The organism is Haloparvum alkalitolerans (assembly GCF_050122995.1).
Lineage (GTDB): Archaea > Halobacteriota > Halobacteria > Halobacteriales > Haloferacaceae > Haloparvum > Haloparvum alkalitolerans.
Genome location: NZ_JBNLIA010000002.1, coordinates 42,477 through 58,284, shown reverse-complemented (window position 1 = coordinate 58,284; position 15,808 = coordinate 42,477). Strand labels below are relative to the sequence as shown.

Below are 15,808 nucleotides of genomic sequence, written 5' to 3'. Positions count from 1 at the left end.
CGTACGGACTGGCAACCGCCTCCGATGGATCCGGTAGGGACACCGATCGGGTTACGGTAACACACCCCATCCATCGGCGAATCGGACGTTACGATCGGTTGCTCGGCCGTTGGAATCCCTTATGCTCCCATTCAACGGCGCTATTCTGGGGTTTAGCGGCACTATGCTGCCGTTTAGCCGTGTATAGCTCGCTCGTACATAAGGTGGCAGCCGAATGAGGGGTGGATACACGACGACCGGACTCGCCCGGCCGTCGACCCAACCATGACAGACAACGACATCGACACCATCGGCCTCTCCCGGCGTCGGATCCTCGCCGGGCTCGGCGCGGTCGGCGTCGCGTCCGCGGGTGCAGGACTCGGGACGACGGCGTACTTCAGCGACGAGGAATCGTTCGACAACAACACGCTCACCGCGGGCGAGCTGGACCTCAAGCTCGACTACAGGGCGACGTACGCGGGCGGGCCCGGTCGGCTCGAGGAGATCGACGGGTGGTACCCCGACTTCGACGTGCAGGAGGAGGAGCCGGGCGTCTACCTGCTCGGCGAGGTGCCGGACGTCGGCGGGTGGAGCTGGCCGGAGGAGGTCCAGGAACGCGACCTCTGTAACCCGGAGCTGAACCTCGTGGACGGCGACGCGATCCCGGTGTTCACGCTGGAGGACGTGAAGCCGGGCGACTACGGCGAGGTGACGATCAGTCTCCACATCTGTGACAACCCCTCGTGGGTGTGGATGTACGGCGACCTCAGCGGAAACGCGGAGAACGGCCTCACTGACCCCGAGTCGGCGGTCGACGAGACCGGCGGCGACCCCGGTGCGGGCGCCGGCGAACTCGCCGACGCCATCGACGTGACGATGTGGTACGACGAGGACTGCGACAACGTCTACGAACCCGCCGGGGGCGACGACGACCCGATCTGTGTCGAACTCGTCCTCGACGTCTCCGGGTCGATGGGGACCGGCAACCGCCTCCAGGACATGAAGGACGGCGCGTCGACGCTGGTCTCGACGATACTCGGCGCCAGCTCCGCCAACCGCGTCGGCCTCACGACGTTCGCGAACAGCGCGAACACGCTCGTCTCCGTGACCGACGACGAGGCCGCCCTGCAGAACGCGATCAGCGGCCTCTCCGCCAACGGCAGCACGGCGATGGCCGACGGCGTCTCCACCGGGCAGGCGGACCTCGGGAACTGTCCCGACGGCCACGACCGGATCATGGTCGTGTTCACGGACGGGCAGCCGTCCAGCGGGCAGGACCCCGCGAGCGCGGCACAGGCCGCGCGAAACGCGGATCCGAGCACGGAGATCTTCGCCATCGGCGTCGCGGGCGCCCAGCAGTCGACGCTGGAGTCGATGGCCAGCGACCCGACCGACGACCACATCTTCACCGCGACCGACGACGCCGCGCTCGAACAGGCGTTCGGCCAGATCGCGGAGACGCTCGTGGGCGAGCAGGTCATCTTCGAGGGGTCGCTCGCGGAGGCGATGGCCGCGCTCTCGAAGGACGAGGGCGGGATCGCCCTCGACGGCAACCGGTCCACGGAGGACCGCGAGTGTTTCGCGGGCGGACTCACGCAGTGTATCGGCTTCGAGTGGGAGCTGCCCCCGGACGTGGGCAACGAGGTGCAGTCGGACTCCGTCACCTTCGACGTGGGGTTCCACGCCGAGCAGTGCCGGCACAACGAGGAGCCGGGCAACCCGTTCGAGCAGCCCACTCCGACGCCGACCGCGACGCCGAACGACACCCAGACGCCAGAGTGAGACCACGAGAGCGGCGGCGCCGCTCGATTCCCATCCGGACTCCGGCAACCCGCCACGGCGGCGGGTTCCGGGACGGCCGGCCCGGCGGTTCGATCCCGCCGGTGGGGTTCCCCATTCGGGGATGAACACCATGAACGACGACAACATCGGCATTTCGCGGCGGCAGACGCTCCTCGGCCTCGGCGCGGTCGGCGTCGCCTCCGCGGGCGCAGGGTTCGGAACGACGGCGTACTTCAGCGACGAGGAGGCCTTCGAGGACAACACGCTCACCGCGGGCGAACTCGACCTGTTCGTTCACGTCGACTACTCCGAGGACCAGGGCAGCTACAACCAGTACGCGATCGACACGGTGCTGAACGGCAACACCGTCGGCGAGGACACGGAGGGCGACCCGCTCAAGATCGAGGTCGACGACGTCAAGCCCGGCGACTCCGGCGAGGGGGTCCTCTGTTTCTCCATCGTCGACAACCCCGCGTACATGTGGATGTGCGGGCAGCTGACGGAGAACAGCCAGAACGGCACCACGGAGCCGGAAGCGGCGGCGCTCAACGACATGTACGGCGAGATCCCCGAGGCGGGGCAGCTCGCCGAGGCGATGCAGGTGACGCTCCGCTACTGCACCGAGGAGGACGACGAGCTAATCGAGGGCGACCTCATCGCCGAGGGCTCGCTCGCGGACGTCATGGCCGCGCTCGACAACGGCGTGCCGCTCGACGGCTCCGGCGACGGCGCCGCGGGCATCGACCGCGACCCCTTCGACGGCGTCGAGAGCAGCGAGGAGCACGACGAGACCTGCGTCTGCCTCTCGTGGGAGATCCCCACGAACGTCGGCAACGAGATCCAGACCGACTCCGTCACGTTCGACGTGTCCTTCTACGCGGAGCAGGCGCGGCACAACGACGGCACGATGAACCCCTGCATCACCTCGCGGGAGGTCGAGGGGTTCGGCAAGCTGGACTACGACGACGCCGACGTGCTGTGGATCTCCAAGGCGCGCAACGGCGGCTCCAACACCTTCGAACTGCTCGTGGGCGACGACAACGCCAACAGCGACACCGCCGACTACGACTTCGGCGGCAGCAGCTTCGACGGGGACCTGACCGTCGCGTACGACGCCGACGCCGGCGAGGCGACGCTCGAACTCGCGAACGGTTCCACCGGAGACGTCTCTTACGCCGTCAGCGACGCGGCCGGCGACGTCGTCTCCATCGTCGCCCGCGGCGACGACGCGAGCCACCTCGCGAGCGTCTCGAACGTTCGCGTCAACGGCAGCGCCCCGACCGGTCCCGACGCGGTCGAGGCCGACGGCGCCGAGATCAACTCCCTGCTGGTCGAGGACGTCGACGCCAGCGTCGACTGGGAGCTGACCGCGGACGTGACGCTCGAGGGACTCGACGACGACCCCGCCGCCTCGGACGAGAACCCCGCGGTGTACGTCGAGGTGCTCGACGCGTAGGGACCGCGAACCGCCTCGGACTGCCTCGGACTGCCGGGGGAACGTTCCCCCACCCCCCACGTCGGCGCACGACGGTTCGACTCCGTCGGTGGGACTCCCATCAGGGATCGCCATGACACCCATCACACGTCCGCCCGGATCCGCGAGCCGAGAGTCGGGTCGCGGGCGTCCGGTTCGCTCACCCTGCCGGATCGCCGCGACCCGGTACGCGACCCATACATATGCGCTCACCCCGCAAACGAGCGGGTCGACCACGGACCGAGCGCGCGCGTTCGCCTCGGAGGAGGGTCGGCGTGTCACAAAATGACGAATTCCGGTTCAGTCGGCGGCAACTGCTCGCGAGCGCCAGCGTCGTCGGGGCGGCCGGGCTCGGGTTCGCGCGCGGGAACCGTCGGGTGTCCGGGACGGACCCGTCGTACCCCAACGTCACGTACGCGGCGACGCAGGGGCCCTCCCTGCGCGTCGGCTGGCACGCCACCTACGACGATGGTCGCGAGGAGGACCCGCTCCGGTCCGTGTCCCCGGGGACCGATGAGTGGAGCCACGGCGACACCGACGCCTACGCGAACGAGCTGGACGAGGACGGCCCCGCCGGACCGGTCATCGACTTCGGGGATGTGGTGCCGGGCGACTCGGGCACGTTGAGCGTCGGGCTGTACGTCGACGCCGACTCGGAGCCCGGGACCGTGTGGGTCCGTCGGACGCTCGCGGGCGAGAGCGCCCTCGCGAGCGCGGTCGACGTGGAACTGTGGTACGACACCGGGCTGTTCGGCGTCGGCGGCTGTCGCGGCGCCGACGCGTCCGGCTTCGGCGAGCCGGTGGTCACCGGCACGCTCGCAGCGCCGGAGACGACCCTGGCCGCGACCGGCACGTTCGACGAGGGCCTCAGGCTCGACCCCGGGCTCGCGAGCGCGCGCTGTCTGGAGCCCGGCGAACGGCTGTGTCTGGGCTTCTCGTGGGCGCTCGACGAGAACGTCGGCAACGCGTATCAGGGCGCCGGAACGCAGTTCGCGCTGGAGTTCGGCGCCGTCGGCTGTGACTTCGCGGGGAACCCCTTCGTCGTCGAGCCGTGGGGGGGAGAGCAATGAGCCTCAGTCGCCGCGAGATCCTCGCCGGCATCGTCGGGACGGGGACGCTCGGCGCACTCGGTGGCGTCGGCGGTGCGCGGACCGTCGCGCTGCTGTCCGACCGCGAGCGCGCGGGCGGACTGCTGACGAGCGGCGACCTCGAACTGGCCGTCGAACTCGACTGTGCGGACTGCGCGGCGGACGCGCCTCCCGGCGTCATCAGCTTCACCGACCTCGACCGCGGCGACGAGGGACGGGCCACGCTCGCGTGGACCATCACCTCCAACCCCGGCCGGCTGTGGGTCCGGACGACCTGCCCGTCCGGCCCGGACCCGCTCGGCGACGCGCTCCAGGTGACCGTCTCCCTCGGTGGGACGACGCTCGCGGCCGGTTCGCTGACCGCGGTCCGCGAGGCGCTCGCCGGCGGCGTCCGGCTCGACGACCGCGACGGAACGCCGTGTCTCGACCCCGGGACGCCGCTGTCGCTGGTCGTCGAGTGGACGCTCCCGCCCGACGCCCCCGCCGCGGCCGCCAACGAGACGACGGAGCTGGCCGTCTCGGGGTACGCCGAGCAGTGTCGCCACGTGTCGGAGTCCGCGGCCGTCAACCCCTTCGAGGGGCTCGGCGACTGCCCGGACGAGCCGGACTGCGCGACGTGTCCGCCCGCGGACGGCGGCGAGGGCGAGCGCATCGCGAGCGCGACGTTCGCGTACGCGGGGCCGGACGACGTGCTCCTCGAGATCGTTCGCTCCGGGTCCGGTGGGGGAAGCGGTGGGAACGGTGGAGGCGGAAACGGCAACGGTGGAGGCGGCAACGGTAACGCCGGCGCCGGCGACGTCGCCTTCTCGGGCACGCTCGATGATGGCGACGAGTTCGACGCCGTGCTCCACGACCCGCCGTCGGTCTCGGGCGGGCCCGACTTCGACGTGGTCGTCGACGGCGCGGTCGTCGGCGGCTTCCACATCAGCTGTTCACAGCCCTTCGGCCCGGGGCTCGTGATCGGCGACGGCACGCACGACGTGACCGTCCTCGAGGCGGTCGATACGGACGGGTCGGTCCTGTGTGAGGTGGATTCCGCATGAACACCAGAAAACTCGCAAGCGTCGCCGCACTGCTGCTGTTGATCGCGGTCGTCGTGCCGTTCGTCGTCTACGCGGCCCCCTGGACGATCGGCGCCGACGAGAGCTACGTCGTGCTCACGGCGAGCATGACGCCGGCCATCGCGCCCGGCGACGTGGTGATCGTCGACGACCGCGGCCCCGGAGCGATCGCGGAGGGCGACGTGATCACGTTCCGCCGCGGCGACGAGCAGGTCCCGGTCACCCATCGCGTGGTCGGCGTCGAGGAGCGGAACGGCGACCGCGCGTTCGCGACGAAGGGCGACGCCAACGAGGACGCCGACGCGGGGTTGGTTCCCGCGAGCAACGTCCTCGGCACCGTCGTGTTGACGATCCCGTACCTCGGCTACGTCATCCAGTTCGGAAACTCGCCGTACGGGTTCCTCGCACTCGTCGTGGTCCCGTTCGGGCTGCTGGTGATCACGGAGATCTGGTCGCTCGTCGGCCCGCGGATCCGTGCCGGGTCGTCGGACGAGACGGCGTCCGCCACCGAGAACTCGGCCGACGCAGCCGACAGCGACCCCTCCGAAACGTCGAGCGGTGAACCTGCCGAGCCAGCCGTCGCCGATTCATCCGCCGGCGCGTCGGCCGCCGCTGTGGATCCAGGCGCTGGCGAGTCGGCCGCCGCGACGGCCGCCGAGAGCGATACCGGGAGCGAGAGCGCGGGCGAGAGTGGAGGCGAGATCTCCGTCGAGACCATCAAGGGGGCGGCCGCCGTGCTCGCGCTCGCGGCGCCGTACGCCGTCTACGTCGCCGTCCGGCTGCAGTCGCCGGTCACGCTCTCCGTCGCGTTCGCCGCGACGGTGACGCTGCTGGGCGCCGCGGGGATCCTCCTCACCGCTCGGCGGGCGACGCCCGCGGTCGACCAGTCGACGGCCTCGGACGCGGCGACCGAGAGCGCGGCAGCCACGCCGGCGTCGGACGGCGGGACGCCGCTGTCGGCAAGCGGCGACGAGTCCGAACCCGCGGACGCGACGGCCGATTCGGCGACCGACTCGGCCGACGACCCGCCGCATGACTCGACGGGCGCCGAGGAGGTCGACCGATGAGCCGCGTGTCGCTCCGGCGTCGCGTCGCGGTCGCACTCCTCGCCGCCGTCGTCGTCACGTCGGTCGGGTTCGGGGGCGGCGCGACGGTCGCGCTGTTCTCGGCCACCGGCGACGCGACCGCGGAGTTCTCGTCAGGGTCGTTCGACGAACCGGCCGGCGCAAACGGGGCCGGAGCGTTCGCCGCCGGCGCGAACGAGTCCGGTTCGGGCGGGGCGTCGGAGACGACCGCGGGCAACGGGACGGCCTCGGGCAACGAGACGAGGGCCGACGGCAACGAGACCGCGACCCACCCCGGGAACGAGACGCGGAACGGGACGCGGAACGGGACGGCGAACGGTTCGACCGCGCCGCCGGGCAACGAGTCGACGACGCCGCCCGAGAACGGGTCGACGGAGTCGCCGCAGGGCTCGGAGAACGGAACCGCGGACGCCCCGCGCAACGAGTCGACGGGGACGGCACAGAACGAGACCGCGACCGGGGACGGCAACGAGAGCGAGAACGAGAGCCGGCCGGAAAACGAGAGCCAGATGACGCCCGACGGCGGGACGCCCACGGCCAACGAGAGTGAATCCGGCGACGGGAACGCGTCCGGCGACGGGAACGCGTCGGCGTCCCTGACGAGCGCGTCCGCGGTGGGGCTCCACGACGGCGACGCGTCGACCCCGCTCGGCGCGTTCGACACCCTCGCAGGTGAGTCGGAGCGCGGAGGTGCGGTGCCGTGACCGACGACGCCGCGGCCGCGCGGGAGAACGAGGTCGCGTCGCCGACACCCGCCGCCGAGCCGTCGGAGGTGCGGGCGACCGACGTGATCGTCCACGAGCTCCGCAACGCGCTCGCGATCGCGACCGGGAACGCGGCGCTGCTCGCGGAGGACCGAACGGGCCCGAACGCGGCCCGAGAGACGGACGACCGCGCGCTCGACTGTCTCCGGACCGCACTGGACCGCATGGGGAGAACTCTCGACGACGCCGAGCGCATCGCCGCCGCGGAGCGCGTCGAGTCGCCGGCGCGCGTGGACCTCGAGCGGGTCGCGGAGGCGGCCTTCGAGTGCGTCCACCACGACGCCGCAGCGGGCGAGACGGCGACCGCGCCGACGCTGACGATCGAGTGCGACACGGTCGCCGCCGACCCGGCCCTGCTGTCGGCGGCGCTGGAGAACCTCTTCCGGAACGCGCTCGAGCACGGCGGCGACGCGGTCATCGTCCGATCGCTCCCGGACGGGGCGGGGTTCCTGGTCGCGGACTCGGGCCCGGGCATCGACCCGGACGTGCGCGAGGACGTGTTCGATCCCGGCGTGAGCACCCGCGCGGGCGGGGGCGCCTCCGGGCTCGGCCTGCACATCGTCGACCGCGTCGCGTCCGCTCACGGCTGGACGGTCACCGTCCGCGACGGTCCCGCCGACTACCCCGGTGCCTGTTTCGAGTTCCGGACCGGAAAACGCGCGACTTCGGAGTGACGGAGGCGTCGACCGCGGTCGCGCGAGGCGTGGGCCCGATCAGTACTCGATCGTCCCGGAGTAGCGGTCCAGGAGGCCGACCGCGAGCGCGCCGCCGACCGCCGCGAGCGCGAACTCCGGCGCGGCCGCGCGCCAGGTGCCGCCCGTCTCCGCGAGGACGCGGCCGACCTCCGCGACCGGCGCTCGGAGCGCGCCGACGATGAGGCTGACCAGGAACGCGAGCGTGGCCGCGCGGTCGCGTTCGAGCGCGCGCCGCACCGCGTGCGCGACGGTGAACAGCCCGACGAGCGCGCCCGCGACGAAGACCAGCACGGGCGGCGCGGTCTCGGTCACGCGGGCGGGCTCGCCGCCCACGGCGAGACCGACCAGCGCGTCGACGAACGCCGAAAGCGCGCCGCTCATGTACTCGTACTGGCCGAGGATGATCAACAGGAGCGAGCCGGAGATGCCCGGGAGGATCATCGCGCTGACCGCGACCGCGCCCGCGACGAAGAGGACGGGGTAGCTCCCCGCCCCGAGCGCGCTGGAGGCGTAGCCGGAGGTGAGGAAGGCGAGCAGGAACCCGCCCGCGGCCGCCGCCTTCCGGTCGCGCGTCGAGAGATCGACCTCACCGTAGAGGACGACCGCCGAGGCGGCGATCAGCCCGAAGAAGAAGCCGAAGGTGGGGACCGGGAGCGTTTCGAGCAGGTGGTCGACCAGTCGCAGGACGGTGACGATCGCGGTCGCAATTCCGGCGCCGAGGACGGCGAGGAACGCGCCGTCGACCTCCAGGAACGCGGCCCTGGCGTCGGGCAGGTTCCGGGGCCGCACGCCCGCGAGCACTCGCCGGATGCGCTCCGGGCTGACGGTCGTGATCGCGGCGATCAGCCGCTCGTAGACACCGACGATGAGCGCGATGGTGCCGCCCGAGACGCCCGGGACCGCGTCCGCACAGCCCATGGCGACCCCCTTCAGGTAGACCGCCAGCCAGTCCCGGAGCGCGACCATCGGACTACGGCTCCGCGGCAAGCGTCCCGGCCCGCGGTGCGGTCACGGCCTCGAACGTGCCAGCGCCGCCGTCGCCGTCAGCCGCCGTGAGCGAGTCCGCGAACGCGCTCCCCGACAGCGAGGACTCGTTCGTCGTGGTGCCGTCGTCCGTCTCGTTCCCGCCCGCGCCCTCCGGTTCGGTCCGCTCCTCTTCGAGGGTGACCGTCACCGGCTCGTCGTCGTCGCCGACGACCGTCGCCTCGGAGATGTCCACCTCGGCGCGGTTCTGGACCGTCGTGCCGTTGTCGAGCGTCTCGCCTTCGTCGAAGATCCGGTACGAGCCCTCGGCGCGGACGCTCGTGTTCGTGTAGCCGTTCTCGGGGCCGTACTCCGCGTAGCCCGTCGTGGAGTACGGCAGCGTGAACGTGAACTCGCCGTCCTCGTTCGCGGTCGCGTACTGCGTGTACGTGAACGTCTCGTTGCTGCCAGGCATCCCCATCTCGACCGTCGCGGTCACCTCCTCGCCGGGCTCGGCGCCCGAGCCCTCGACGGTCGCGCCGGGCACGCGCTCGAACGTCTTCACCCAGCGCTGGGGCGTCGTCGAGAGCGCGCTGCCGGGAATCCCGAGCACCTGCGCGACCTGCTGGCGCTGGAGCGTGCGCCGGAACGCCGGCTGCTGGTTCGCGTGCACGAGCCGGTAGTGCTCCAGGGCCGGCACGTCCTCGCTCGGGAACCCGCCGATGCCGCCGACCTGCGCACTGCCGTCCTCCTCGACGTAGGCGCGCGCGGCGCTCATGTTGTCGAAGGTCTTGACGGTCGGCTCCTCGCCCTGCGGCATGGTGTTGACCGTCACCTGCTCGCCGCTCTGCGTCTGCGCGTCCGTCTCCTGCCAGTCGACGACGACCGGCTGAGCGGAGGTGGCGCTGCCGTGGAACTCGTAGAGGCGCACCATCAGGCTCTCGTAGTAGCGCTGGTCGTTCACCTGCGTGACGGGCCGGAAGCCGCCCTGCTCGGTCTGCTGGTAGAGCAGACTGAAGAAGTCGTCGCGGGTGAGCTCCTGCCCCTCGTCGTTGTAGAACGTGACCGGCGCGCCGAACTTGGAGTTAGCGTCGATCATCTGCCAGTCGACCATGACGTAGCGGGTGTGCTCGCCTTCGTCGCTCTGGCTCGCGAGGACGTCCTCCGCGTCCTCCTCGCTCGGCGCTAAGAGGAAGTTGGCCGCCTCGGCCGCGTTCTGCTGGAAGGGGTTGGCGTTCGGGATGCGCTCGGCTCTGGTGGTGATCCAGTGGCCGTAGTCCCACCACGACTGCACGCCGTAGGCGCCCTCGGGGTAGTCGAAGTCGCCGTCCTCAGGGCGCTCGTAGGTGCCGTAGAACTCCATCGGGTTGTTCGCGCCCTCGAGCTCGCCCGGATGGGGCGTCTCGTCGTTCATCCACTGCAGGCTGTCGTCCCACTGGACGACGCTGCCGGGGCCGTTCTGCGCGCCCGCGGCCCACACCGGCGTGACCATGAACAGTAGGGGCGCGACGAGCACGAGCACCACGGCCGCGGCCGTTAGCACCTGCCAGCCCTGGATGTCGCTCGCGAGCTCGTCGAGGGGCTGGCCGCGGAGGTTCAAGGCGTCGAGCGCGAGCTGGAGGAAGTACGCCGCGCCGACCGCGACGATGACGGCGAGGTAGTAGTTGAAGCGCATCTGCGTGAACGCGGCGCTCGCGATGAACGCCGCCCACACGAGGAAGTAGAGTTCCTCCGCGTCGTACTTGGCGCGGTAGGTCGCGCCCACGAGGAACGCGGCCGCGATGGCGAGCCCGACGACCTGCCAGCCGACGCCGACGAGGCCGCCCACGAAGCCGTACACTTGCGGCAGCGCGTACACCGAGCCGATGACGACGAACGCGGCCGCGACGTAGCCCGTGTCACGCACGTCGTCGCTCTTGATCAGCGGCCGCGCGAGGATGTAGAGGACGGCGAAGAGTGCGAGGAAGAACGCGAGCCCGTACTCGGAGAGCACGAACTCGCCGAAGCCGTATCGGGCGAGGGGGGGTTGGGCCTCGCCGATGGTGCGGGCGGTCGCGCTCGTGCTGAATCCGAGCGTCCGGAGCACGTTACTGTACAGCGTGTTCCAGAAGGAAGGGACTGCGACCGAGAGCACACCAATAGAGAGTGCGATCAGCCCGCCGACTGCGGCCGGGTACGTCGTCGCGTCGAGATCACGTGCCTCCCACTCGCGGGCGAGGTACGCGAGAAACGCGCTTCCGACGGCGACGCCGAGCGGGAGGATGACTTGCAGGAGGGAGTAGCCGGTCGTATCGAAGCTAAAGGTGTCCAGAGGGATGAGCTGCAGAAGGCCGGCGATGCCCATCGCCACCGCACCGACGAACGCGGTCGGCTCCGGGCTCTCGCCGTGGACCACGTCGCTCGTGATCTTGACGACGAGGAAGATGCCCGTGAAGCCGACCATCATCACGCCGGGCTGCCACGTGTACATGTAGAGCGCGAGCGCGAGACCGGCCGCGGCCGCGTACGCGAGGGGGCGCTTGAGGGCCTCGGTGTCCTGGTCGACGACGAGTTCCCAAACGGGCTTTTCACGCTCTGCAACCGCAAAGGCGACGAGGAACGCGAGGACGGCGAGTGTCTGGAAGAAGACCTCACCCGCGTGGTGGTCGTAGAACCCCACGAGGGTGTAGTTGAAGAACGTCCCCGAGAAGAGTGCGAGGACACCGACCGCGACGACTGAGCCGAACTTCCCGACGAAGCGCTTCCCGATGAAGTATGTGAGGAGGCCGGTCGCGGCTGCGAACAGCGGCGCCATCACCAGCATCATTACCGTTGACGCGTCCTCGCCGAGGAACGGCGAGCTGACGAGGATAAGCGTCGCCGTGATCAGGTCATAGAGAGTACCGAAGTGACCTACATGCTGTCCATACGGAAATCCGGTCCACGCCTCAAACGGTAGCGTTCCCGGGAAGTTCTCGACGGTGTACTTCGTCGTGCGGGAGTGATACCAGGCGTCGTTCCCGCGGAAGAACGCTTCGCCGTCGCGGACGAACTCGCCGTAGTTCTGGAGACGGCTCCAGAGCATTAGGCCGAGGAACGCCGCGAGCGCGGGGACGTGGTACCACCGTTCGAGGAGGTCGAGCACCGAGTCGCCCGACTCATCGGGTGGGTCGCTCGCTTGACTCATTGTCTGAAGCAGACTGGCAAAACGCGCATAAGGCTTGTGATAAAGGGAGCAACCGCGCAGTCACAATACATAAACTGTGCTTACGTCATCGTCTACGTGTGAAAGTCTCGGTCGTCCTGTGCACGTATACGATGGATATGTACGACCACTTCGCGGAGGCCGCCGACAGCGTGCTCTCACAGACGTACGACGATGTGGAACTCGCCGTCATCGTCGACGGCACACCGGAGGTGTACGACCGCGTCGAGGAGGAATACGGCGACTGTGAGGACGTGGTAGTCCACTGTAACGACGAGAACGCCGGCCTTCTGAAGAGCCGGAACAAGGGTGCGGAGATCGCGTCCGGCGACGTAGTTGCGTTCATTGACGACGACGCTATCGCGGACGAAGAGTGGGTTGAGCGGCTGGTCCGTGCCTACGAAGAGGAGGACGCCATCGCGGCTGGCGGAAAGATGACTCCCGAATGGCTCGCGGGCAAGCCATCGTTCCTTCCCGAGGAGTTTTATTGGCTTGTGGGCGTCACACACCGTGGCTTCGCGGACGGACCCGGTGAGGTGCGAAACACGTTCGGGTCGAACATCTCGTTCCGTGCCGACATATTCGAAGAACTCGGCGGGTTCGACGCGAATATCGGCGGGCGAAAGGGAGACGCGAATTTGCAAGGTGGGGAGACGGAGCTGTGTGCGCGAATGCGCGAGCAGTACGGTCGCGGCGTGTGGTATGACCCCGAGGCGACGGTCGCGCACAAGGTGTTCGACTACCGAACGGACTTCTTCTGGCTGTTGGACCGGGCGTTTTGGCAGGGATACTCGAAGCGAGCAATGGAAACCTTGGTTCAGGAGGGTGGTAGCGAAGAAGGAGAATTCATAGGCAATCTGCTGACGGAATTTGTTCCCGGTCGTGTGAAGAAGTTAGCGCGGTCTCCGTCAATAGCGGCCGTGGTACAATTGATGATGTTACTGGTATTTACTCTGTGTGTGGGTAGTGGATATGTGTATGGTTTGTGGAAGTGGTTCGACCGCTCATAAAACCAAAAAGTGAAACGATTTTAGAACTTCTCGGCTACACGAGAGCACCGCAGTCAACCTGACTGTAGCTGTCTCTCTCGGGGATGATATTGTTGTACAAAAATTGAATCAGAGATAAGTAAGGCGACAAATTATTTTAATATCATTATGTCTGTCCATAATTGGAATCCTTGTGGATTTTCAAGCAGGTAGTGTCACCGGTAGGTACTGATTGACTATTTGTCTGATCTCCGGGTCAAATAGGACGAGTCCCCCGTATACTCCCGCACCGATGAGAATAGTGAGTAGAAGAGTCACCGTCGACAGAGGCCCGAGAGCTGTGACGATAGTGGCAACGATGACGCCCATTCCGACTGCGCTCCCGATTTGCCACAACAAGCTCCTGGTGGGATAGTCGATATCAAGCAACCTTTCGATGAATATCCACTGATAAGCTGTATCGATCAACTTCGCTACCAGCGTCGCTACGGCAGCACCTACGAGGCCGTAACGGGGAATCAAAGTGATATTTAGCGCCAAAGCGAGCGTTACTCCAACAAGCCGCGATCGGAAGGGAATGTCCGCTCGGTCCATCCCGGTCAGCAGGGAGTTGCCTATCCGTTGAATTGACTCCACGACCATATATCCAGACAGAACCAACATCGGAATGGCTGCAATAGTATAATTTGGATCATATATCGTGCCGAGTATCTCTTCCCCCAGGACAAAAATTCCGATGGTGCCGGGAAGCGGGAAAAACAGTCCGAAGAGAACGGCTCCCGGAATCACGCGCTCTATCTCGCCATGCTCTCCTCGACTCGCCCACCGGGATACTTTTGGAAAGATGGTGGTATTGATCGCTGACGTCGCGATAACCAGTACCCTAGTGGTCTGCCATGCGACTTCGTACGCACTCACATCTCCCCTCGTAAGCAGGACACCGATGAGAAACGTGTCGAGCCAGAAATATATTAGGTTAGTCGGCCCAAAAAACATTGTGTAGCGTGATATACTGAACACACGTGAGAAGTCGGCCCCCTCAGGAACCGCGAACGATAGATCCGAGATCGGGAAGCCGATAATCACGGTTGCGACGAAGCCCGCAATAACGCCATACATCAGTCCGACCGGGCCGTAGCCGATAGTGAGGAGTACGGCACCAATACCAACTCGGACTATATCTTGAAGTAGTTGGAGTAAACCGCCGGTAAGGACCCGATCCTCTGCTTGAAGCGTGCTAATTAACAAATCAGCGAGGAGCCACGTCCCAGTTCCCAACGCTAGGAGTCCTGGAACGTCAGCTCCAATATAGCCTGCGAGCGGTTCTCGAAGGGCATAGAAAGTGACTGTTGCGATCAGCGTGACTACAGTGACAACAGTTATCGTAACGGTAAACAGTTCAGACTGGCGTTCCCCTTCGCCGATGCGCCGGACAAGCGCTTGCCCTAACCCCATGTTCCCCAGCATCGAAGAGACTTGGATCACGAGGAAGAACAGGAAATAGACGCCAAGTTCTGATGGAGGAATCTCCTTCGTGAAGTAGATGAGACCCAAGAAACCGACGACACGAGCCGCCATCTGGATCCCAAAGAGCAGAATGCTCTCCCTGCCCGCATCGCTGTCGGTCATCTGCTAGGATCTTCCCGATCTGATGAGGTTAGATTTTTTCTAGCAGCATTATCAAAGGCGTGCGCCATTGCCTCGATTTTCGTAGTCCGCGCGAAGCGCTCGAACAACTCGGGGTCTGGATCATACATGAACGTGCCAGAACGTAGGTCATGGAGGGCAGACGATATCTCGTCGCTGTTCCGGGGATCAACGACGATCCCCAGTCCGTTCCGATCAATTATTTTGGCGACCCGGAAATCGGGATCGACGAGCGCGAGTATCGGCGTCCGGGCCCCGATGTAATCCCAAACCTTCGAGGGGACGCTCTCGCTGTTCTCCGGATCCGTTCCGCCGATGTAGAGGGCAACGTCTGAACCCTTCAACACCGGAACGATCTCCTCGTAGGGAACGAAGTCGTGTGTCTCCACGACGCTTTCGACTCCCGATTCTCGGGCGGCAGTGGAGTACTCCTCTTCCCAGTCGCCGTAGAACTGCGCCGTGAGGCCGGGGTCGTCCCGCTCGACGTACTCGCCAAGACCCTCGAGGAACGCGTATGGTTCTATCCAGCCATCGTAGAACGATCCGGCGTACGTCACAGTGAAGTCATCGTACTCCTCTGGTTCGACATCGTTGAACGTCCCCCGTTCGTACCCTTTGAAAGGCAGTTCGACGAACGTCTCCGAGTCGACGTTCGGATACCTCTCGCGGTAGTAGGACACTCCGACTTGGATACCATCGGTCCAAAGTACTCGCTCGGCCCGCGTGACACAAAGACGCTCGACGGCCTCTGCAACCTTCGTAAGCGGGGCGTCCGGGTCCCGGTCGGGGTTCGTCACCATCGGGTCACGGAACTCGACTACCCACGGAACCCTGAGGAGGCGGCTGACGACGAAGCCGACGAGTTGGAGGTGGAAGGGATTACTCACCGAAACAACGATATCAGCGTCGGATCGCCGCCCGCGACGGTAACACCGGAGTATCGACGGCAGGAACGTTTTGACGTACGGCTCCGGCACATGCCCGATGACCTGTTCCCAGCCGTTCTCACGGAGTAGCTCCTCCCGTGTCGAGAGGTCCGCCGCACGTCCCCCTGGATCGTCGGTGGTGACGTTCGATATCAGGAGTGCGGTCCGCAT

Annotated in this window: 12 protein-coding genes; 8 read left to right on the top strand and 4 right to left on the bottom strand. The window is 67.0% G+C overall.

Annotated elements, in window-relative coordinates:
• Positions 1-264 precede the first annotated feature (264 nt).
• From ACQE3L_RS02155 to ACQE3L_RS02125, 7 genes are all read left to right on the top strand, one after another.
• A complete protein-coding gene (locus ACQE3L_RS02155; RefSeq protein WP_426962155.1) occupies positions 265-1,761 on the top strand; it encodes a vWA domain-containing protein in 1,497 nt (498 codons plus the stop codon).
• Between the two features lie 130 nt (positions 1,762-1,891).
• Entirely contained in the window at positions 1,892-3,217 is a 1,326-nt protein-coding gene (locus ACQE3L_RS02150) for a SipW-dependent-type signal peptide-containing protein (protein WP_426962154.1), read from the top strand.
• Between the two features lie 293 nt (positions 3,218-3,510).
• Complete coding sequence (locus ACQE3L_RS02145) at positions 3,511-4,305, top strand: hypothetical protein (RefSeq protein ID WP_426962153.1); 795 nt, start codon at positions 3,511-3,513, stop codon at positions 4,303-4,305.
• The gene (locus tag ACQE3L_RS02140) at positions 4,302-5,366 is read left to right on the top strand and encodes a hypothetical protein (protein ID WP_426962152.1); all 1,065 of its coding nucleotides are present in this window, start codon (positions 4,302-4,304) and stop codon (positions 5,364-5,366) included. Before ACQE3L_RS02145 ends, ACQE3L_RS02140 begins: the two co-directional genes overlap by 4 nt.
• Positions 5,363-6,451 carry a signal peptidase I gene (locus ACQE3L_RS02135; protein ID WP_426962151.1) on the top strand — a complete coding sequence of 363 codons (1,089 nt, stop codon included), beginning with the start codon at positions 5,363-5,365 and terminating at the stop codon, positions 6,449-6,451. Before ACQE3L_RS02140 ends, ACQE3L_RS02135 begins: the two co-directional genes overlap by 4 nt.
• Entirely contained in the window at positions 6,448-7,173 is a 726-nt protein-coding gene (locus ACQE3L_RS02130; RefSeq protein ID WP_426962150.1) for a hypothetical protein, read from the top strand. Before ACQE3L_RS02135 ends, ACQE3L_RS02130 begins: the two co-directional genes overlap by 4 nt.
• Positions 7,170-7,907: a sensor histidine kinase gene (locus tag ACQE3L_RS02125; protein ID WP_426962149.1), complete on the top strand. Its 738-nt coding sequence runs from the start codon at positions 7,170-7,172 to the stop codon at positions 7,905-7,907. The genes ACQE3L_RS02130 and ACQE3L_RS02125 overlap by 4 nt, the downstream gene beginning before the upstream one ends.
• A 39-nt stretch (positions 7,908-7,946) precedes the next feature.
• Here the strand turns inward: ACQE3L_RS02125 and ACQE3L_RS02120 are convergent, their stop codons facing one another.
• Both ACQE3L_RS02120 and ACQE3L_RS02115 read right to left on the bottom strand, forming a co-directional pair.
• Positions 7,947-8,894: a DUF368 domain-containing protein gene (locus tag ACQE3L_RS02120; RefSeq protein ID WP_426962148.1), complete on the bottom strand. Its 948-nt coding sequence runs from the start codon at positions 8,892-8,894 to the stop codon at positions 7,947-7,949.
• Positions 8,895-8,898: 4 nt separating this feature from the next.
• Positions 8,899-12,057 (bottom strand): oligosaccharyl transferase, archaeosortase A system-associated, encoded by a 3,159-nt coding sequence (locus ACQE3L_RS02115; protein WP_426962147.1) that lies wholly within the window; start codon positions 12,055-12,057, stop codon positions 8,899-8,901.
• A gap of 98 nt (positions 12,058-12,155) precedes the next feature.
• On the opposite strand from ACQE3L_RS02115, the gene aglG reads away from it, so the two are divergent.
• On the top strand, positions 12,156-13,085 hold the full coding sequence (aglG, locus tag ACQE3L_RS02110) for a glucosyl-dolichyl phosphate glucuronosyltransferase (RefSeq protein ID WP_426962146.1): 930 nt from the start codon (positions 12,156-12,158) through the stop codon (positions 13,083-13,085).
• A gap of 180 nt (positions 13,086-13,265) precedes the next feature.
• On the opposite strand, the gene ACQE3L_RS02105 is transcribed toward aglG, so the two are convergent.
• Both ACQE3L_RS02105 and ACQE3L_RS02100 read right to left on the bottom strand, forming a co-directional pair.
• Positions 13,266-14,693 carry an oligosaccharide flippase family protein gene (locus ACQE3L_RS02105; protein WP_426962145.1) on the bottom strand — a complete coding sequence of 476 codons (1,428 nt, stop codon included), beginning with the start codon at positions 14,691-14,693 and terminating at the stop codon, positions 13,266-13,268.
• Positions 14,690-15,808, bottom strand: a complete 1,119-nt coding sequence (locus ACQE3L_RS02100; protein ID WP_426962144.1) for a glycosyltransferase family protein — start codon at positions 15,806-15,808, stop codon at positions 14,690-14,692. Before ACQE3L_RS02100 ends, ACQE3L_RS02105 begins: the two co-directional genes overlap by 4 nt.

Bases quoted from the DNA above. Each gene is read 5' to 3' on its own strand.
- ACQE3L_RS02155 (WP_426962155.1), top strand. From the start codon at position 265: ATGACAGACAACGACATCGACACCATCGGCCTCTCCCGGCGTCGGATC.
- ACQE3L_RS02150 (WP_426962154.1), top strand. From the start codon at position 1,892: ATGAACGACGACAACATCGGCATTTCGCGGCGGCAGACGCTCCTCGGC.
- ACQE3L_RS02140 (WP_426962152.1), top strand. From the start codon at position 4,302: ATGAGCCTCAGTCGCCGCGAGATCCTCGCCGGCATCGTCGGGACGGGG.
- ACQE3L_RS02135 (WP_426962151.1), top strand. From the start codon at position 5,363: ATGAACACCAGAAAACTCGCAAGCGTCGCCGCACTGCTGCTGTTGATC.
- ACQE3L_RS02130 (WP_426962150.1), top strand. From the start codon at position 6,448: ATGAGCCGCGTGTCGCTCCGGCGTCGCGTCGCGGTCGCACTCCTCGCC.
- ACQE3L_RS02120 (WP_426962148.1), bottom strand. From the start codon at position 8,894: ATGGTCGCGCTCCGGGACTGGCTGGCGGTCTACCTGAAGGGGGTCGCC.
- ACQE3L_RS02115 (WP_426962147.1), bottom strand. From the start codon at position 12,057: ATGAGTCAAGCGAGCGACCCACCCGATGAGTCGGGCGACTCGGTGCTC.
- ACQE3L_RS02105 (WP_426962145.1), bottom strand. From the start codon at position 14,693: ATGACCGACAGCGATGCGGGCAGGGAGAGCATTCTGCTCTTTGGGATC.
- ACQE3L_RS02100 (WP_426962144.1), bottom strand. From the start codon at position 15,808: ATGCGGACCGCACTCCTGATATCGAACGTCACCACCGACGATCCAGGG.